Below are 19137 nucleotides of genomic sequence, written 5' to 3'. Positions count from 1 at the left end.
GATGAAGAGAGATTTCGACATCATTGCGACGATTAGCAGCAGGATACTGAACGAGAACGTCCTACCGGAGCTCATCCAAGAGGGCGCCACGATCGCTCGCCTGAACGGTGCGCACTGCTCAATCGAAACCCTGAAGCCCATGATCGCGGACATCCGCCGAATCGCGGGCCGGAACATCAAGATCATGATCGATCTACCGGGACGGAAGGTTCGTACCCGCGATCTGGTCGATCCGATCGTCCTTCGACAGAAGGGCAAGTTCCACCTCTACTCCCACCAGGTGAACTACGCCCCGTTCCTGCAGATGTTGCAGAAGGGCCAGGAGATCCTGGCCAACGACGGACTCTTCCGGTTCGAGGTCGCCGAAAAGCTGCCGGACCGGGTCACGTTCATCTCGCACAGCGAGGGAGTGCTCGAGAACAACAAGGGGCTCCACGTCATCAACGGGACGGCCAACGTTCCGGCCTTGCTGGAGCAGGACCACGCGATCATCGATCTCGCAAAGAAGACTGATGTCGACCTCCTCGCCTTGTCCTTCGTCCATACCGCCGATGATGTGCGAGGCTGCCTCGAGTGCTTGGAGGGCTCCTCGGTCGGACTCGTAACGAAGGTCGAGACCCAGTTGGCCGTCGAGAACCTGTCCGAGATCCTCGACGTGTCGGATCCGATCTTGATCGACCGAGGGGACCTGGCCGCCGAGGTCGGGGTTCAGAACGTCCCACTGGTTCAGGACCACATCATTCGCGAGGCGCTCATGCGCGACCGTGGAATCCTCCTGGCGACGCAGTTCCTCCACACGATGGTGAAACAGCCGACGCCGCTGATCGCCGAGGTGAACGACATCCACGCCTCGATTCGGAAGAACGTGCAAGGCCTGCAGCTCTCCGAAGAAACGGCGATCGGCCGCTATCCGGTGGAGTGCGTCAAGATCATGCGCGGCATCTACGAGAAGTGCTCGCGCACCGAGCCGAGAGCCATCAGCGCCGCGCAATGAGCCATCCGTCGGTCGCGGAGATCCGCGCGGCGAACGCGAGCCTCAAGGACCACGGGTTCTTCCTCCGCACGATTCGGCCGTTGGGGCCGTACTGTGCGTGGGTGGGTCTCCGCCTCGGGCTCCGGCCCATCCAGCTCAACTTCTTCAACTTCGCCCTGGCCTTGTTCTGCTGCGGGCTGCTGGCGCTCGGGCCCGCGAGTGCGCGCGTACCTGCCGCCATTCTTCTTCTTATCTGGCAGACGTTGGACGTGACCGACGGAACCATGGCGCGAACCCTCGGCATTCGGAGCAACTACGGCGGCTTCGTCGACCACCTCGCAGGCATTTTCCTGATCGCATTCTTCTGCATCAGTGTCGGGCTGGGGCTCTATCTCCATCCGGAAGGCTCCGTCACCGCGGCGCTCGAGTCTGCGAACATCCGGTTCGACTATGATCCGGCCTACTCCTTGATCTTGGGCGCGTACAGCTCGGTCGCCGCGATCCTCATGCGGCTGACGCAACGAATCGTACAAGTGCGGTTCGGGACGGATCCCGTCACGGAGGACGTCGCGCCCGACGGCTCGATCATTTCTCGAGGTCTCGGCCTTGTCCGCGACCTCGAGAACATCGGGGGCTACTTCCTCATCGTCTTCTTCGCCGCCGTGCTCCTCGGGAAGCTCGAGTGGTTCATTCTCTTCTACTTTCTGGTCTATGCCGCGATGCTTGCCGGAGCCACGGCACAGGTCTTCCGCAGCCTCCGTGAACGTCATGACTATCTCTAGGAAAGCCGGGCTCCGTATCCCATGAAGGCGATCATCATCATCAATGAGGACTTCTCGGCGTGGAAGCTACGCGGGAATCTCATCAGAGAACTCGTCGCACGCGGGGTCGACGTCGCCGTGGCCTGCCCGACCGGAGACTACATCTCCCACATCACCGAGCTCGGAGCGCGCCACATCCCGCTGCCCATGTATCGATTCACGAGCCCGGCGGCGGACCTGAAACTGTGCCGGGACATCTACACGCTCGTGAAGAGGGAACAGCCCGACATCGTCCACACGATGTCCATCAAGCCGAACACCTTCGGTGCGATCGCTGCAAAGCTCGCCGGCGCCCCGCGGGTCGTGGCGCTCGTCTGCGGCCTGGGCTTCGCCTTCCAAAGCGGAGGTGGCCTCGGCCAACGAATCCAACGACAAGTGGCCGTCGCGCTCTACCGACTTGCGGGACGAACCTACGACGGCGTCTGGTTTGCAAACCCGGATGACCTCGAACTGTTCGTCGACCTCAAGGTCGTGTCACGCGACCGCGCTCTCCTGACGAAGGGCGAAGGCGTAAACATCCAACGCTATTCGCCCGACGAAGTCGGCCCCGACGCAACAGCGCGGCTCCGATCCGAATTCGACATCCCAGAGTCCTGCGTGATCGTTCTCATGATGGTCGCGCGGGTCGTCTGGCCGAAGGGGGTCCGGCAGTTCGTCGAGACGGGCAAGCTCGCGAGGGACTGGGGAATCCCGACCCACTTTCTCCTGGTCGGCCCCATGGAGCCGGAGAGCCCCGATGCAGTGCCACCGGAATACCTGGAACAGAATGCCGGGAACAACCTGACGCACGTGGGCTTCCGCAGTGACGTGCGCGAGCTGATCGCGCTCGCCGACATCGTCACCCTACCGTCGTTCTACCGCGAGGGATGTCCACTCGTGCTCATCGAGGGCCTGGCCATGGGGAAACCCATCGTCACGACAGACCATGTCGGGTGCCGCCAGGTCGTCGAGGAGGGTGAGAACGGCTTCCTCGTCCCCATTGAGGACACCGACAAGTTCTCTACGGCGGTTCGGACGCTCGCTTTCGATCCGTTCCTGCGCCGCAACCAGGGGATCCGATCCAGAGAGAAAGCTCGGCGGGAGTTTGCAGACGAACTCGTGATGACTCAGGTCATGACGCAGCTCTACGGCCTGGCTCCGCGACAGGCGGCTGCCAGCGGCCACTCGGCCTGAGCGGAACGACGTCGAATGGAGCGGGAACGGAGAGTATGACGCCGGTCGCAGCAACCAAGCAGCACAGGGCCTCACCCAAGGTCGCCTCGCTCGCCAGCCTCGCCGCTCAGCCCGCGCTGATGCTGTCGGTGGCCCTTCTCGGCATTTCCTTCGTGACCCCGGCTCCCCAGTCGATCGTGTTCGGAACGCTCGCCCTGTCCTCCTTGGCTGCCGGCTTGGCCGGCCTGGTCGACTACGAGCTTCGACACCCCCTCACGTGGTTCAGCGGTGCCTTCCTTCTGTATTCCGTCTCGGCACCGATCCTCTACCTCATGGGGGTTTACGATCGCCCGCTTCCCCACACGCAAGCTCTTCAAATCGAGTACGTCGGTCTGGCGGCGTTCGCGCTCGGCGCCGGCCCGAAGCGATTCGCGCTGAACACGCGGACGTTCCCGATGACGCCCAACCTCAGCACGGCCGCCGGAGTCCTGCTCGCGATCACTTCCGTGCTGATCGTGCTCTCGATCCTGGGCGTAGCCGACTCCGGCCTCGTCGGGAAAATGGCGAAGAACGTGGTCGGGTCGTGGGTCTGGAAGCTCGACTTTCTGTACACCTTCGGAAACACCTTCTTCACGCTGTTCGCGCTGAGCCGGATTGCCGAGGGCCGGCCCTTTCCCATCGGAGTCCTCGCGGTCTACGCCGTGTTGTCGATCGGCGGTCTTCTCGTCCTCGGCGAGCGCGACCTGATCGCTCGCCTCGTGCTGACGGCCCTGATCCTCTACTCCTCGACGATCCGACAGATCCGCCCGCTCATGTTGGTCTCCCTCACTCTCGCGGGCGCGGTAGCGATCACCTCCGCGGGCGAGTTCCGTAGCTACTTCCTCGACGGGCGCGGCGTGCAGTCCGGCGTGTACGACCGCCTGAACACCCGGTCCTCCGGGAAGGCGATGATCGCCGCCGCATTGGGTGGAGAGTTCCGAACCGCCGGAGAGAATCTCGCCCAACTCGTTCAGCATGTCCCGTCCGACTATCCCTACCGCTTCGGGTTGGGGACACTCGGCGACAGCATGGATGCGATCTCCGTTGGCGTCATCACCGATCGCGCAGCACATGAGACCAGGAACCTGGCTTCCTGGTTCTCGCAGACCTTCTACCCTGCCCTCTACCGACGGGGCGGTGGAGCCGGCTTCACCCTGGTCGGCCAAGGTTGGATCGATGGCGGCTGGATCGGCGTAATCGTACTCATGTGGCTCGTTGGACGCGCATCGCGGTGGCTGCTCCTCCTGTCGAGCACCTCCCTGATCGGCTTCGCCTTCTACCTGAACCTGATCCCCATTGCGGTCTACGCGATTCGCCAGACGACCACGGTCGTTCTCTCACAGGGGATGAAACACGTCCTGGTGGCTGTGCTGCTTGCGCAACTGTTGGCGTACCTGCTGTCCCCGGCCCGTACGGGCCGGCCACTGATGCACAACCAGAGCCCGTCGCGCGGCTGAGCGCTCATCCGTTCTTCAGGCGGACCAGGAACCGGTCGTAGTGTCGGCGGTAGCCGTCGTCCTCCGGGTCCGCGACGAGCGCTCGCTTGAAGGCTCTCTCCGCCGCATCGAAACGATAGGCGTTCTCGGACGTGAGCCCGAGATAGAACCAGGCGGGCCCGTAGTCCGGCGCTGCTCGCGTGGCGAGGTCCATCGATCGCGCCGCCTTGTCCCAGAGCTTCGCTCGGTAGTACGAAAGCCCGAGTCGATAGTGACCACGAACGTCATTCGGCCTCTGCGCTGCGGCCGCCTCGAGGACCGACCGTTCGACCTGCGCGTCTCCAACTCCTCGAGCCGCTTCTGCGAGCGCCAGATCGAGCTCGTACGAGTCGGCACCGGCTTCAATGCCCTCTTGCACCTGTGCCCGCGCCTCACTCAGATCGGGCCGACGGGCGAGAACCTGTGAGATCAAGAGAGCCCGAGCGGGAAACGCGCCGGGATCCAGGTCGATCGAACGCTCGAGCAGTTCCTCGGCACCACCCCACTCACCGGCACGGGTCAGTTCCAGCCCCGCCAATCGCAGCATCGTCGCCGCGTAGGGCCGTTTGGGCGAGAGCTCGGCGGCCTGTTCCCACGCAACCGCCGCAGCCTTTCGGTCATGAACGCCGGAGTAGAAGCCGGCCAAAGCCATGGCTGCTCGGTACCCGGCACCATCGACCGCACGCTTCAGTCCCCGCTCGGCCGCGGTGCGGCTCTCGAGCGGTAGCCACGCGACCGCAGTCGAGAGGAACAGCGGGTGTTGTGATCGGGCGGGCGCGCGGAACATCGACTCCTCGATGTCCCGCAGGGCCTGTTCCTCCTCACCGAGCTGAGCGACGACGACGGCGCGTGCATCCCGTGGCCCGGGGCTGTTCGGATTCAGCTCGACCGCGGCGTCGAGCGCTGGGCGAGCGAGCCCGGGCCCGACCTCTGCGAGTTCGACACCCAGCGCGAGGTGCGCGGGCGATTCCGTTGGGCGGCGATCGATCGCCCGCAGAGCCGCGACGACCCCGGGAGAGACCGGAGTGTACGGACGCAGCGCGGGCTGCATCAGGACGGCGCCGAGATAGACGATCGACGCGAGCGCGAGAACAGCCGGCAACCGGGCCCAAGCCCCCTCACGGGCCACGCCGCGCCAACTCCCCCGCAGGCCGAGGCCCAACAGCACCGTCGCCGTGACCGCGATTCCCGGCATCTGCAGGTCGAAGTCTACGAACTCGTGAATCGCGAGAGCCACCAGTCCGGCACCGATCGCGAGCCCCGGCGCGAGCGCATCCTCAGAGCGTTCCCGCGTCGCGCGGTGCAACCGGACGCCAATGGCGACGCACGCCCCGAGCAAGAGCAGCGCCCCGAGGATCCCCGTCTCGGAAAGAAGCTGCACGTAGTCATTGTGGGCGCGGCGGGCCTGCGTTCCGAAGAAGAAGGACCCGTCGTACCTCGGGAAGATCGCACCCCAAGAACCCAGCCCGACTCCGAAAGCCGCGAAGTCGCCGATCATCGGAAGGGAATCGAGCCAAAACGCCGCTCGGGAATCCCAGCTCACCGAGTTGGTCACGCTCTGTTCAAGCCTCCGGTCGATATCACTGCCCAGCTCCGACCCACCCGTCGGGACGAGAATCAGAAACAGAATTGCCGCCGCACAGGCGCACGCCGCCGCGGCACCGGCTCGCTTGGAGCGCAGGAATCTCGGAAGCTGCTCAGGCGCCAACCGGCGGGACAGCCCGAGCAGAAGCACTCCGATGCTCACGGCCGACGCGACCCACGCTCCGCGCGAGAGGCTGAACAACAGAGCGGCCGCCGTCAGAGCCGCGCCCGCGCCGAAGAGCACCCTCGTCCACGTCCGTCGTCCCCGCAGGTCCATCCGACTGGGGGTCAGGAAGGGAACGAGAACCAGCGGCAACGTCAGCGCCAAATAGCCACCGAAGTTGTTCCGACTGACGAAGGGCCCACTCGTCTGTGGACTGGTCGGCCGCGGCACACCCCAATCCCACGGCACGAAAACCCAGAGGATCCGACCGTTCCACGCGAAACGCTGCAGAAGGCCGACCGCAGCAACGGCGATCGCGGTGAACGCCAGGATGCGGAGGAGTCGGCGTTGAAACCGCGTGTCTTCGCGCGAACCGCGAGCGAGCGGATAGAAGCTCACGACCGAGAAAAGCGCCAGGTACGTCAGAATCTTGAGGAGCTCCGCAGCCGTCCGTGCCGGATCGATCGACAGAGTCCGCCAGGAACTCGCAAACCCGTTGTGGTCGCGGTCGACCCAACGTTCGAGCTGGCTCCGTTCGTTGTGCTCGAGCAGTGGCTCGCCCGGGAGGCGGCCCCAGGCATCGGGCACGATCGAGTCCAGCCCGAAGCGTTCCACATCACGGGCGGTGGGCAACGAGACGGGCCGGCTCAGAGCCGCAGCCTGAACGCCCAGGTCATCTCGCGCGATCAGGTCCCGCACGACCTCCTCGTACGGAGCCTTGTCCGGCCATCCGGGAAGGGCGGTGGCATACATCTCGTAGGTCGCGGGCGAGATGACCCGAAGAACGCCCGGAGGCAGCGGGACGACCTGTAAGACCGCAATGCTCAAGAAGCCTGCGACCGGGATCCAGATCTCGCGGGGAACGGTCGGAAGCTTCTCACTCGGCGTGCCCCAGAACTCGAGCTTCCCAACCCAGACGAGAACCAGGAGCGCCGCAACGACCTCCAACAACCCGTAGGCCCACGGATGGATGGCACCGAACGCAAAAGGCCCGAAGACGATGACGAACCCAAGGCCCGCGATGATGGCCCGGTCGCACCAATGGCCTACCTGCTGGCGGCGCACGTGCTGGTGATGTCGGCTGGCGGGGGCCAAAACCTCGCGCCTGAGTCCGCCTACCTAAGCCGACTCGGCGCCGTCGCCACTGCGGGTCTCTTCGTTCGAGTAGTACGAAGAGTAGTACTTACCACCGTAATAGGTCGCATAGTGGTCGGTCCGCGCGTCGACCTTGTTCAGAAGGACGCCCAGAACGTGCGCCCGCGCCTGAAGAAGTCTGGCCTCGGCGCGCTGTAGAATCTTGCGCGGCGTATGATGCGCTCGAACGACCATCACCACACCATCGACCATATGCGCGATGACGACGGCGTCGTTCACGGCCATGACGGGCGGTGAGTCGACGATTACGTAGTCGAACGCCCCGGCCGATTCCGCCAGGAGTTCCTGCATCGCCTTGGATGCGAGAAGCTCCGTCGGGTTCGGAGGCAAGGAGCCCGCGGTCAGCATGAAGACGCCTTCGACCGACGTCTTCTTGATCGCTTCCGGCGCATCCTTCTGTCCCGTCAACACCTCCGAGAGTCCGTAATCATTCGTCACACCGAACCGGCGATGACAGCTCGCACGTCGCATGTCGGCATCGATGACGAGGACGCGAGAGCCCATCCGTGCGAAGACGATCGCCGTGTTCAAGCTACTCGTCGTCTTCCCCTCAGACTCGAGTGCGCTCGTGAACATCATGACCTGCGGAGCCTGCTCCGGCGTCGAGAAAAGGATGGCCGTGCGCAACGTCCGGTAGGCCTCCGCCACTACGGAGTCGTTTCCCTGCGCGAGCACGAGGGACGAGTCTGCTTGCGGGACCGACCCGACGAGCTTCATCTGACCTCCGCCGACCTCGACTGCCGTCGTATCCTGCGCCTCCGCCTTCGAGGCGGACCGGATGGCTTCCGCGGCCGGAATCTCCTCGTATTCGATTTCCTTGGACTGATCGACTGGGATCGCCTTCTGCTTGCGGCGCGAACCGTGACCGTATCCGTACACGGCCGCTCCCGCAGGCAACGCTTCGAAATCGGGGACGATGCCGAGGCTGGGCAAGTGGAGGTAGCGCTCGACTTCATCCGAGTTCTTGACGGATTGGTCGAGGAGATCTCTTCCGAGGACGAAACCCGCACCAAGGCCGGTTCCCATCAGGAGCGCGAGCAGAAGCGTGCGGAGCTTCTGCGGCGAAGACGGATGCTCCGGGGGCGTCGCTGCGTCGATGATCGAAACGTTCGACGCCTGAACCGCCGCCACGACACCGATCTCCTTCATACGCTGGAGGATCTCGTCGTACAGCTGCTCGTTCGTCTCGGCTTCCCGCTCCAAGATCGCGTAGTCGACGGCGGCGTCCTTCATCGAGAGAGCCGCCTCCTTCTGCTTGTCCATCGCCTCGCGGAGCTGCTCTTCGTGGTCGGCGGCAGCGAGGTATTTCGACTCGATCGAGCCGACAACCTGCTCGATTTCCCCATCGAGGCGCTTTCTCAGCGCATCCACTTCGGCCTTTGCCTGCTTGACCGGCGGATACGCCATCTTGAACTGCGCCGCGACCTCGACGTACTCGCCTTCCTTCTCGGCGAGCTGACCCTTGAGCGCCTGGATCAGTGTGTTGCTCGTCACCGCAGGCAACGAGTCGTACGCGCGCGACTTGATGAGCTTGACGTCTGCTTCGAGGTTGATGCGCCGAGCCTCGGCCTCGGTCAGGAGGTCGTTCAAATCGGCGAGCCGATCGACGACGATGTTCTCCTTGTCGTCGAGAGAGATGATCCCCTTGTCCCGCCGATAGGCATTGAGCGCGGCCTCGGACGTCTGGAGCTTCTCTTTGATCTCCGAGAGCTTCTCGTGGAGAAAGATCCGCGCTTCGTCATTGGCCTCACTCCGGAGGCGCAAACCCTGGGTGATGTAGGCGCTCACGTGCGAGTTCACGATCTCGGCTGACAGGACCGGATCCGGCGTCGTGAAACGAACGACAGCGAGTTTCGTGCGGGTCACCGGAGAGATCGAGAGATCCTCCTGATACTGCCGAATGACGTCGCGCGCGATACCGGAGGGATCGGACCGCTTCGGCGGGTCACCCGAAACGAGCCCGCGAAGGCTCGCGACCCACCCCGACACGAGTCCGGTCGACGCACCCTCCTGGGCGATGAAATCCGGGTTTCGATCGAGACCGAGGTTCCGGATTACGTCGACAGTGAGCGTGCGGCTCTTCAGGATCTGCTCTTGCGTGCGGTAGTAGTTCGACTCGTCGCCGGACATACCGTCCGCGAGGAGTTCCTCGATGTTCAAAGCGTTCTGCGCGCGCCGCTCGATCATGATCTTGGACTCCGCCGTGTACAGCGGAGTGACGAGCAGCACGTAGGCCAAAGCACCGAGCGCAGCGACACCGGCCCCGGCGACGACCCACTTCCAGCCGCTCCGAATGAGTCGCCAATACTCGACGAAGCGTGGCTCCTCGTCCGCCGCGTACGGGTCGACGGGGATATCCAGGTGGATCGGCTGCGGGCTGGCTGCCGGGTGGGCCGGCACCTGGCCATTCGGGGGAATGGGATTCGTGGTCAGTTGCCTCATGAGTGCCGCTCTCCCGATAGCCGCGCAAAGCGCCGCTAGAATGGACTCGCGAGTGAAACGCCAACGCGCATCACGTTCGAGAAAAACTGGTAGACGCCGTAACCAACGAGCTTCGCGCCCTCTGCCTCGACGATCACCAGATCGCCTTCTCGCAGTCGAATGTCCTCGGCCCGGCCTTGTTCGATGTCTTCGAGGTCGACGATCTTGACGACTCGATCCGAGCCGCTCTGCTCGCGGAGAACCTGGACCGTCGACTTCTGCGCGGGATACGAAGTCCCACCGGCCGCGGCGATCGCCCCAAGCAATGTGAGACCGCGGGCCATCTTCTGCGCGCCGGGTTCCTCGACCCAGCCCTGCACGAAGATCTGACCGCCGCCCAGAGCCATGATCGTGTCGCCCGGCCGCACCGGCACGGCCAACGCGAACTGTGCCGATCGCCGGTTCATCTTTTCGAGATCGATGACGATCGGGTCGGAGGCCTGCAACATCGGAGTCGCCTCCAGGTCGTCGAACCTCGCCATGTCGACATTCGCGGACTCGAGCTTTTCGGTGACGAGACCGCTGAGAGCAAGGCTATCCTCGGCCGACACGCGCTCGGCCGGGATGAACAAGAGGCGCTGCGTCGAGTCGTCGGTCAAGCCGCCCGCCTCGGAGATCATGTCGAGAATCGTGGCGTCCGCGCTCTTGGCGGTGTGCAACCCTGGGCTGTCAACCGAGCCGAGTACGCCGACCTGTCGGCTGCGGTACTCCTTCACATGCACAGACACGTGTGGGTTGTGCATGTAGCGGGACAGTGCCCGCCGGAGCTCCGCTTTGAACTGCTTTTCAGTGAGCCCGGATGCGCGAACGTCCTCCAGCATCGGCAGGGAGACGGTTCCAGAACTCGACACCCGAACCGTCTCCAGTTCGAGTTCGGACATGGCGGGAACCGAGATCTCGATGAGATCGCCGGTACCGATGGGATAGTCCCAGGCTCCGCCGGTGCGCGTTCGGTCGTCGTAGACGCGGCGCAGGCGCGCCAGATCTACGGCCGGCGAATCGGCGAGAGCATGGGTCACCTGAGGCGCGCTCGCCTTTTCCAAGGCGGCCTGCTTCTCATGCTCCACCGGCTCCCAGCCATCGGCTCGCTTCGCGGAGCAACCCGCGGCCACGAACCCGACCAGGGCCACGACCACGCCTGCGCGGAAGATCGTCACCGAGGCTTACCCTCCTGACTCGTCCATGGGCGGCAAAGCCGCCCGTGCCCACTCGACGGCGAAGGCAGGATACGACCCTACCTTCGATGCGATCACTGCGCCGGAGAGGACGGTGCAGAGCTGTTGGAATCGAACGCGCCCGCAGCGGCCGCGATCCCGACTCCGACACCGGCCGCAATCGCGGTCCCACCGACGACGATGGCGCCAGTGCTCATTCCGGCTCCTGCGGCCGCGCCAGTTGCGCCCGCTGCACCTGCGGCGGCTGCGCCCGTGCCGGCAGCTGCGACCGCTGCCGCACCACACGGACCACCGGTCGCGGTTGCGGATGCGAGAGCGGGCTTGCTGTGATCCACCGCCCACGCGATCGTGAGGCCGTTCGGCCCCAGAGGCGCGACGACCTTGTGTCCCTTGTAGCCGTTGCCGGTGGGGGCGATCTCGTACTGGTAGCTGCCGAGGTCGACGCACCCGAGAGAGTACGCCCCAGTGGCGTCGGTCGAAGTTCGGCCGAGCTCTGCACCCGCTTCGGAGAGCAGAATCACGTCGACTCCTGAGACGGGATTCCTGTCCGGATCGAAAACCGAACCCTGGACGCGCGACTGCGTGACCGTCTGCGGCTCCGCCGAGGCGGAGTCCTCCGCCGTGGCCATCGTTGCGAGACCGAAAATGGAAACCAGAGCCAGCGCACTTACGAACGGCTTCATGTTGGACACCCCTCTCAACTCGGACTCCCGTCCGAAGAGCCTCGGGATACCGAGGCCATACCTATTCACCACCACGCCCAAGCATGTCCCCACCCCGGACACACGGACCCTCACGATCAGTAAAGCGATAGCTATTCTGTGCCGGAAGGTCAGTCAACAAATTTCCCTTGGGATTCATGGTGCTTAGGGGACTGCGCCCCACTACTCGAGCAACGGATCCGGCGCGCCCCATTCCCCCTACCCCACACACCCACGACCAGTTGGGGCACGCCGCCCGTTGCCTGTGATGATATCGACATTGCACTCCAAACCTATAGGGCGCGCTGAGCCAATGAGGGTCAATCGTTCGGATACGCCACGACGCATTGCGTCATTTGTGATCGGTGAGGGCATGCGCGTGACACTCGAAGTGTCCATATAGCGACGACAGATGCACGGACTTCTAAGACGCCTCTTCGGCATCGTCCCGACCCTGGACCTCCACGGATTCGGCGTCCGCCCCGCCCTCGACGCAACGAAAAAATTTCTCGAAGAGGCTCACGCGCGCGGCGAACCCGAGGTGCGGATCATCTACGGCAAAGGAAAGGGAAGCCCCGGCGGCATCGGCGTTCTCCGCCAGGCGGTCCCAGCCTGGATCGAGCAGAACGCAAGAGAGCAGGTCGACCACTTCGAGCGCCAGCTCGACCGGAGCGGCGACGACGGCGCGATGATCGTCTTCTTGCGAGCGCGCTAGCGTCACGCGCGCAAGATCGCGCCAACGGCCCCCGACCCGCTAGAAGCCGGCTGCGGCCCCGTCCTTGCGCCGGTCCGAGCCCGCCCACAACACGCCGGTGTCGGGATGGATCGCAATCGCCTGTCCACCACCGAACCCGCCGCGGACGAGCGCATGCACCGCGTCCTTCAACTCGTGACCGCGCTCCGCCAATCCTGCCGCAACGTCCGTCGCGAACTCCGGCTCGAGCGCGACATCCGCCGCGCCGAGGAAATGAAAACGCGGCGCGTCCAACGCCTCCTGCACGTTCAGGCCGTGATCGACGAGGTTCGACACGACCTGCACCTGCCCTTGCGCCTGCACTTCTCCGCCCATGACCCCGAACGACACCCGCGGCTTGCCGTTCTGGAGAAGCATCGCCGGACACAGCGTGTGGAACGGCCGCTTCCCGCCCGCCAGAATGTTGGGGTGGTCGGGGTCCAGCGAGAAGCCGGCTCCCCGGTTCTGCAGAACGATACCGGTGTCCCCGGCGACCAGTCCGGAACCGAACGCCCCGTAGAGGCTATTGATGAACGAGACGACATTGCCTTCGCCGTCGGCCGCCGTGAGATAGACGGTGTCACTCCCGGCGGGAGGCCGCGCGACCACGTCGGCCGCGGCGCGCGACGGATCGATCCGCCCGGCGAGGGCCCGCAGCGAGGCCGGGTCGAGAAGCGCCTCCACCGACGCGGCCATGTGATCGGGATCGGCGATGTGCGCGTTCCGATCCGCGAACGCCAGCTTCACCGCTTCGATCGTGAGATGCACCGCATCCGCCGAACCGCATTCCAGCGCTCCGATCTCGAACTGCTCGAGAATCCCCAGGGAGATCAACGCGGTGATCCCCTGCGTGTTCGGAGGAATCTCACACAGGCGATACCCACGGTAGTCGACGCCGATCGGTTCGACCCAGGTGGGCCGCGCGTCCGCGAAGTCCGACCGCGAGAACGAGCCTCCCTCGGCCCGGAGCGCCTTCAAGAGCCGGTCCGACAGCTCCCCCTCATAGAAGACCCGCCCTCCCCCGTCTGCGAGCAATCGCAGAGACCGAGCAAGATCGGGAAAGTGCATGACCTGGCCGACAGCCGGGCCCGTCCCGCGGGGCGCGAAGCAGCGCCGCGCGGCATCATTCTGCAGGAAGCCGAACTGCGCGGTGAGATTCCACTCGTGGGAGATCACCTCGCTCACCGCGAAGCCGTCCTCGGCAAGCTGGATCGCCGGAGCAAGCGCGTCGCCGAGCGAGCGTGAACCGAACTTCTCGAGAAGCGCGCACCAGGCGCCGACCGCGCCGGGGACCGTGACGGTGTGGATGCCCTGCCGAGGCATCTCGGAACCCGCCGCCCGCAGGTCCTCCGGAGACACTCCCGCCGGGGCCCGCCCGCTCCCGTTCAGCGCAAAAAGGCGCTGATCTCGGGCCGACCAGACCAGGGCAAAGCAGTCCCCCCCAATCCCGGTACTGTACGGCTCGACCACCCCCTGGACGGCCGCCGCGGTCACGGCGGCATCGATCGCATTCCCGCCCGCTCGCAGGACCGCCAGTCCGGCCTGCGATGCCAGAGGCTGGCTGGTGCAAACCACCCCATTCCCCGCCAGGACCATCGACCGAGCGCTGGCGTGGGAACCGGGGCCGCCCGCCCTCCTACTACCGAAGAATCCGCCTTCCATCCTCCCCTTTGTGTATACGAACGCCCGAACCGCCCGATCGGAGGTATCGGGCACTCCAGGTAAAAAATGCCTTGCCACCCCCGTCCCGGGGCAGCATCTTTACAGGTCGGAGGGGAAACTATGGTTGTTTGGGATGAGGAAAACGTCGTCCACCTGCTGAATCGGGCAGGCTTCGGCGCGAAGCCGAGCGACGTCTCGAAATTCGTGAAAAAGGGCCAGGCGTTCACCGTCGAGTTCCTAGTGGGCCAGAAAGCCAGCAAGGCGAAGGGCCCCGGGAAGTCATCGAACGATCGGGCCGAGTTGAGGAAGCTGTCCACCTGGTGGTGCAAGCGCATGGAGAAGCAAAACGCGCGGCGCCTCCAGGAGAAGATGGTCCTCTTATGGCACGACCACTTCGCGACCCAGTTCGACGTCGTGAAGAACGTGCGCCAGATGTCCTTCCAAAACCGGGCGTTCCGCCAGTTCGGGATGGGCGACATGCGCACCCTCATCCACGAGGTGACCCGTGACGCCGCGATGCTCGACTTCCTCGATGGGAAGACGAACAAGGACGGCTCTCTCAACGAGAACTTCGGGCGCGAAGTTCTGGAACTGTTCGTTCTCGGCGTCTTCAGTTTCGACGGCACCGAAGAGAACTACACGCAGGACGACGTCATCGCCGTCACGCGTGCGACCACCGGCTTCCAGATCAGCGACAAGGACATCGGGTACTTCAACCCGAACCGCTTCGACGAAGATCCGAAGACCCTGTTTGCAGGAAAGTCCTTCGAGGTGACCGCCAACTTCGGCGTCGAGGACGGCAGCGACAACCTGCTCCCGCCCGCGACGAATGTGATCGACGCGATCTTCACCCACGAAGACTCCTCCGGGAATCTCACCATGCCGCGCTTCATCGGCAAGAAGTTGTGGGAGTACTTCGCGTATCCGGATCCGTCCGCGGCTCTGATCGACAGCCTGACCGCGACCTTCCGTGCCGGCGGCACCTACGTGATCTCCGACCTTCTGCGCGACATGTTCCTGGACGACGAGTTCTACTCCGCGCAGGCGAAGTCGAGCACGGTACGAAACCCGTGCGAGTTCCTGTTCAGCGCAATGCGCGGCCTCGAGGCGAAGTCGAAGCACACCTACACGCCGAACGCGCTCGAAAGCATGGGCATGGAACTGTTCAACCCGCCCGGCGTGAACGGCTGGAGCAACGGCACAGCCTGGCTGTCCAGTGGGCAGACCCTGGCGCGGTTCGAAGTCGGACAGGCCATCGCCGCCGGACGCGACAAGAACCTGGTTCTGCTCAAGCCGAGCAAGATCATCCCGAAGGACGCGACCACGATCGAAGAGGTCGTCGACGAGATCCTCAGTCGCCTCGGCATCGCCGGCAAGACTCCGACGGGCACCCGAGCGGCTCTGATCGACTACTTCGAGGGCGAGACGAACTTCGAAGACGAGACCGTCGTCGAAACCAAAGTACGCGGCGCCATCGCCTTGGCCCTGCAAATCCCCGAATCCAACATCCACTGAGAGGAGGAGGCGACAATGGACATCAGTAGAAGAAGACTCCTCCAGGGCGGCGCACTCACCGGTGCCACGCTCGCAATTCCCGGCCCGCTTCAGCGTGCCCTCTTCAGCCCGAACGAGGCTCGTGCGGCAGGCCCGACGAATCCCATCATCGTCGTCGTGCAGCTCGAGGGCGGTCTCGACACGCTCAACACCGTCGTGCCCGTCAACGACCAACCCGGATTCCCGCAGCGCACCGAGTACGACGCGGCTCGCTCGTCGATCGCACTCACTCCGGCGGAACTCGCCGCCACGACGATCGGGACGGACCCGGTGAAGGGCAACACGCTCGCACTCCACCCGTCGCTGTCGCACCTGAAGTCGCTCTTCGACTCGGGCAAGCTCGCGGTCATCCAGGGTGTGTCGTACGCGAACCAGAGCCTCTCGCATTTCCGATCTGAGGACATCTGGTTCAGCGGCGAGTCGGTCCTGCCGTTCGCCGACGGCTGGTTCGGGCGCTACCTCGACAGCTACTATACGTCTTCGGATCTCGTGACCGTCGATGTCGATACGACGCTGAGCAAGATGTTCGTCTGTCCGCTGGGCTGCAACGTCCTCGCGGTGAAGAAGCTCTCACAGTTCGTTCTTCCAGACGACAACGAGTACCCCGATGCGGTCGCGAAGAAGACGGCCCTCGAGGCCATGTACGCGGTGGAGGCCGACCCGGGCGAAACGAGCGGCCTGCAGAACACGGTCGGTGTCTCGGGCGAGGTGCTCATCGGCAAGATCGACGAGTACGCGGCCATCGACACGGGCTGGGGTTCGAACCTGGACGGCGTTTCGGGATCGATCGCCGACCGCCTCACCGAGGTGTCCTCGATCATCCGGCACGATGCCGTGAGCGGCACGCCGGTCGGGGCCAACTACTTCCATGTTCGGCAGGGCGGCTACGACACCCACACCAACCAGGGTTCGACCAGCGGGCGACTCGCGAGTCTGTTCGATCAATTGAGCCCTGCCCTGGGGGCGTTCTACCAGGATCTCCAGGACATCAACGTCGAAGCCGGTTCCAACATCTCCGACGATGTACTCGTCGTCACCTTCTCGGAGTTCGGTCGCCGCATTGCCGAAAACGGCGGCGGCGGGACCGACCACGGCAGTGCCGGTGCCGTGTTCGCCCTCGGCGACTGCGTGAACGGCGGAATCTACGGCGAGATGCCGGACATCGGCGCCCCCGACTCCAAGGGCAACCTCGTGCACCACACCGACTTCCGACAGGTTTACGCCAGCATCATCGACAACTGGCTCCAGAGCCCGAACGCCCACGTCCCCCTCCTGCCGGGGGCTCCGTACACGACGATTCCATTCATCTGACCGGGTCGTGCCGCCGGCCGCTCCCCGTGGGCGGCCGGCGCCCCCGCTCTCCCCGCCTTCGACTCGGCTCTCAACCTGGGATACCCAGGACGGGATGAAGCGAGGGAGATTGTTTGTCGCCGTGGCCGCCGCACTGAGCAGTGCGGTCCTGGCCCAACCAAGCCACGCCGCCGACCACGAGCCGGCAAAGGTCGTGGTGACCGGCACAGCGGAGATCCGCGTTGCCCCCGACCGCGCCTTCGTGATGTTGGCCGTCGAATCGCGTGACCCCAACCCCCGAGAGGCGCAGCAACAGAACGCGAAGACGAGCGACGCCGTTCTCGCCAAGCTCCGCGGTGCGGGCCTCGGCGACAACGCGATTCGCACTGTTTCCTACGGCCTCCAGGAAGAGTTCGATTACAACAAAGGCACGCGGCGCTCGCGCGGCTATCTCGCGCGCAACCAGGTCGAGGTACGGCTCGACGACATCAAAAAGGTCGGCGAGATCATCGACCTCGCCACGCGCGCTGGTGCAACCGCGGTGAGTGGTCTTCGCTTCGACGTGAAGAAGCGCGACGAGCTCGAGCGCGAGGCGCTCAAGCAGGCCGTGAGCGATGGCCGTGCTCGCGCCGAAGCGGCCGCAGCCGGCGCCGGGAGTAACATCGGCAGCCTCCTCCTCATCGAGCAACAGGGTGCGGGCGGACGTCCGCCTCCGGAACCCGTGTTCCGTCGCGGGGCCGTCGCGATGTCGGCCGACGCGGCCGCACCGCCGCCAATCCAGGCGGGCGAGATCGAGATCTCCGCAGCCGTCCGCATCACCGCCGAACTGGAGTAGACCGCCATGACCCCCAACGCCCCCGACCAGCGACCACTGAGCGCTCGCCTGCGCGGGTACTTCCTGGCGGGACTCCTCCTCGCCGCGCCCCTCGCCGTCACCATCGGCGTCGCGGTCTGGTTCGTCGATTTTGTGGACAGCCAGATCCTGCCGTCGAGCTTCAAAATCCCCGGCTTCGGCCTTCTGGTCGTGATCTCCGGGATCACGCTCATCGGCTGGCTCGCCTCGGGCTTCTTGGGGCGTGCCATTCACAGCATCGGGGACCGGATTGTGAGCCGCATCCCGGTCCTCCGTACGGTCTACGGAGCCACGAAGCAGATCTTCGAAAGCGTCCTCGCGCAGAAATCGAACGCATTTCGCGAAGTGGCCCTGTTCGAGTACCCACGCAAAGGCATCTGGTCGATCGGGTTTCTCACCGGAACGACCGCGGGCGAAGTGCAGCATCGTACGCAGGAGAAGACGGTGAACGTCTTCCTCCCCACGACACCGAACCCGACGTCGGGCTACCTCCTCTTCGTTCCGAGAAAGGACCTGATCATCCTCGACATGACGGTCGAGGAGGGAATCAAGATGGTCGTATCCGGCGGGATAGTAACGCCGCCGTTCTCGCTCGAAGCCGAAGCCGAAGCCGAAGCCGAGCAGAACTAGGCGCCGCTCAGGGGGCCGGATCGAGCAGCGAGATCGGGACCTGCTTCTCGGGGTACTTCCCGAGGACACCGTCGTAGAAGTCACGGATCTTCTCGAAGTCCGCTTCGATGTCGCCGGTCGGATTGATTGTGGTGCCGAGGCCGCCGCGCCTGCGTGTGTAGTCGAGGTAAGAAAGCACGATCGGCACATTTGCTCGGACTGCGATCCAATAAAAGCCGCTCTTCCAACGGCCCGATTGGCCCCGCGTTCCCTCCGGGGGGATCACGATCAGGAGCTCGTCATACGAGTGGATCGTCTCGACGACCGAGTCGACCAGTCCTGTGGCCTTCGACCGGTCGACCGGAATCCCACCGAGCCAGCGGAAGAACCATCCGAACGGGAAGTTGAACATGGCGCTCTTCCCGAGCCACCGGATGTCGACGCGGTGGTAGTAGCCGACGGCGAGCGCGAACGTGAAGTCCCAGTTCGAGGTGTGCGGATACGCGACGACCACGCCCTTGGGCACGCCCGGCGGCGGCCCCTCGACCTCCCAGCGGAAGAACCAGAGCCAAATCTTAGCGATCACGCGTCTGAGCCCGACGCGAAAAGCGCCGTTCACACTCACCTCAGTTGCCCCGGCAAAAGGCGGAGACTTCCACCGAAAAACACGCGGTCAGCCATCCTCCATGCGTACATCAGTGGCCCGCCCAGATCGAG

General features: G+C 64.6%; 15 protein-coding genes. 9 read left to right on the top strand and 6 right to left on the bottom strand.

Features of this window, described 5'->3' with window-relative positions; all coding sequences use genetic code 11:
• Position 1 precedes the first annotated feature (1 nt).
• Genes P8R42_29510 through wzy form a run of 4 tightly spaced genes read left to right on the top strand, consistent with a single transcriptional unit; the run spans position 2 to position 4442 of the window.
• Positions 2-994: a pyruvate kinase gene (locus tag P8R42_29510; GenBank protein MDG2308738.1), complete on the top strand. Its 993-nt coding sequence runs from the start codon at positions 2-4 to the stop codon at positions 992-994.
• A complete protein-coding gene (locus tag P8R42_29505; GenBank protein MDG2308737.1) occupies positions 991-1755 on the top strand; it encodes a CDP-alcohol phosphatidyltransferase family protein in 765 nt (254 codons plus the stop codon). The genes P8R42_29510 and P8R42_29505 overlap by 4 nt, the downstream gene beginning before the upstream one ends.
• A gap of 21 nt (positions 1756-1776) precedes the next feature.
• Positions 1777-2967 carry a glycosyltransferase family 4 protein gene (locus P8R42_29500; protein MDG2308736.1) on the top strand — a complete coding sequence of 397 codons (1191 nt, stop codon included), beginning with the start codon at positions 1777-1779 and terminating at the stop codon, positions 2965-2967.
• A 35-nt stretch (positions 2968-3002) separates the two neighbouring features.
• Positions 3003-4442: an O-antigen polysaccharide polymerase Wzy gene (gene wzy / locus P8R42_29495; GenBank protein ID MDG2308735.1), complete on the top strand. Its 1440-nt coding sequence runs from the start codon at positions 3003-3005 to the stop codon at positions 4440-4442.
• 4 nt (positions 4443-4446) lie between these two features.
• Here wzy and P8R42_29490 read toward each other — a convergent pair whose 3' ends face one another.
• The 4 genes from P8R42_29490 to P8R42_29475 all read right to left on the bottom strand — a co-directional run bounded on the left by P8R42_29490 (position 4447) and on the right by P8R42_29475 (position 11701).
• On the bottom strand, positions 4447-7272 hold the full coding sequence (locus P8R42_29490) for an O-antigen ligase family protein (GenBank protein ID MDG2308734.1): 2826 nt from the start codon (positions 7270-7272) through the stop codon (positions 4447-4449).
• Between the two features lie 54 nt (positions 7273-7326).
• The gene (locus P8R42_29485; GenBank protein MDG2308733.1) at positions 7327-9804 is read right to left on the bottom strand and encodes a polysaccharide biosynthesis tyrosine autokinase; all 2478 of its coding nucleotides are present in this window, start codon (positions 9802-9804) and stop codon (positions 7327-7329) included.
• 35 nt (positions 9805-9839) lie between these two features.
• Positions 9840-11000 carry a polysaccharide export protein gene (locus tag P8R42_29480; GenBank protein MDG2308732.1) on the bottom strand — a complete coding sequence of 387 codons (1161 nt, stop codon included), beginning with the start codon at positions 10998-11000 and terminating at the stop codon, positions 9840-9842.
• A gap of 92 nt (positions 11001-11092) precedes the next feature.
• The gene (locus P8R42_29475) at positions 11093-11701 is read right to left on the bottom strand and encodes a carboxypeptidase-like regulatory domain-containing protein (GenBank protein MDG2308731.1); all 609 of its coding nucleotides are present in this window, start codon (positions 11699-11701) and stop codon (positions 11093-11095) included.
• A gap of 430 nt (positions 11702-12131) precedes the next feature.
• Here P8R42_29475 and P8R42_29470 point away from each other — a divergent pair, with 430 nt between their 5' ends.
• The gene (locus P8R42_29470) at positions 12132-12434 is read left to right on the top strand and encodes a Smr/MutS family protein (GenBank protein MDG2308730.1); all 303 of its coding nucleotides are present in this window, start codon (positions 12132-12134) and stop codon (positions 12432-12434) included.
• 39 nt (positions 12435-12473) lie between these two features.
• Here P8R42_29470 and ggt read toward each other — a convergent pair whose 3' ends face one another.
• Positions 12474-14027, bottom strand: coding sequence for a gamma-glutamyltransferase (ggt, locus tag P8R42_29465; protein ID MDG2308729.1), 1554 nt, complete (start codon positions 14025-14027; stop codon positions 12474-12476).
• Between the two features lie 207 nt (positions 14028-14234).
• Here ggt and P8R42_29460 point away from each other — a divergent pair, with 207 nt between their 5' ends.
• From P8R42_29460 to P8R42_29445, 4 genes are all read left to right on the top strand, one after another.
• Positions 14235-15629 (top strand): DUF1800 domain-containing protein, encoded by a 1395-nt coding sequence (locus P8R42_29460; protein MDG2308728.1) that lies wholly within the window; start codon positions 14235-14237, stop codon positions 15627-15629.
• A gap of 15 nt (positions 15630-15644) precedes the next feature.
• On the top strand, positions 15645-16979 hold the full coding sequence (locus P8R42_29455; protein ID MDG2308727.1) for a DUF1501 domain-containing protein: 1335 nt from the start codon (positions 15645-15647) through the stop codon (positions 16977-16979).
• A 94-nt stretch (positions 16980-17073) separates the two neighbouring features.
• Positions 17074-17793: an SIMPL domain-containing protein gene (locus tag P8R42_29450; GenBank protein ID MDG2308726.1), complete on the top strand. Its 720-nt coding sequence runs from the start codon at positions 17074-17076 to the stop codon at positions 17791-17793.
• A 6-nt stretch (positions 17794-17799) separates the two neighbouring features.
• On the top strand, positions 17800-18441 hold the full coding sequence (locus tag P8R42_29445) for a DUF502 domain-containing protein (GenBank protein MDG2308725.1): 642 nt from the start codon (positions 17800-17802) through the stop codon (positions 18439-18441).
• 7 nt (positions 18442-18448) lie between these two features.
• Here P8R42_29445 and P8R42_29440 read toward each other — a convergent pair whose 3' ends face one another.
• Complete coding sequence (locus P8R42_29440) at positions 18449-19006, bottom strand: lysophospholipid acyltransferase family protein (protein ID MDG2308724.1); 558 nt, start codon at positions 19004-19006, stop codon at positions 18449-18451.
• Positions 19007-19137 lie beyond the last annotated feature (131 nt).

It is taken from the genome of Candidatus Binatia bacterium (genome assembly GCA_029243485.1).
GTDB lineage: Bacteria > Desulfobacterota > Binatia > UBA12015 > UBA12015 > VGTG01.
Note: the sequence above shows the minus strand (reverse complement) of the source record. Positions and strands in the feature narration are given on the sequence as shown.

Excerpts from the sequence above, each read along its gene's own strand:
- P8R42_29510 (MDG2308738.1), top strand. The coding sequence starts at position 2 with ATGAAGAGAGATTTCGACATCATTGCGACGATTAGCAGCAGGATACTG.
- P8R42_29505 (MDG2308737.1), top strand. The coding sequence starts at position 991 with ATGAGCCATCCGTCGGTCGCGGAGATCCGCGCGGCGAACGCGAGCCTC.
- P8R42_29500 (MDG2308736.1), top strand. The coding sequence starts at position 1,777 with ATGAAGGCGATCATCATCATCAATGAGGACTTCTCGGCGTGGAAGCTA.
- wzy (MDG2308735.1), top strand. The coding sequence starts at position 3,003 with ATGACGCCGGTCGCAGCAACCAAGCAGCACAGGGCCTCACCCAAGGTC.
- P8R42_29485 (MDG2308733.1), bottom strand. The coding sequence starts at position 9,804 with ATGAGGCAACTGACCACGAATCCCATTCCCCCGAATGGCCAGGTGCCG.
- P8R42_29475 (MDG2308731.1), bottom strand. The coding sequence starts at position 11,701 with ATGAAGCCGTTCGTAAGTGCGCTGGCTCTGGTTTCCATTTTCGGTCTC.
- P8R42_29470 (MDG2308730.1), top strand. The coding sequence starts at position 12,132 with ATGCACGGACTTCTAAGACGCCTCTTCGGCATCGTCCCGACCCTGGAC.
- P8R42_29460 (MDG2308728.1), top strand. The coding sequence starts at position 14,235 with ATGGTTGTTTGGGATGAGGAAAACGTCGTCCACCTGCTGAATCGGGCA.
- P8R42_29455 (MDG2308727.1), top strand. The coding sequence starts at position 15,645 with ATGGACATCAGTAGAAGAAGACTCCTCCAGGGCGGCGCACTCACCGGT.
- P8R42_29450 (MDG2308726.1), top strand. The coding sequence starts at position 17,074 with ATGAAGCGAGGGAGATTGTTTGTCGCCGTGGCCGCCGCACTGAGCAGT.
- P8R42_29445 (MDG2308725.1), top strand. The coding sequence starts at position 17,800 with ATGACCCCCAACGCCCCCGACCAGCGACCACTGAGCGCTCGCCTGCGC.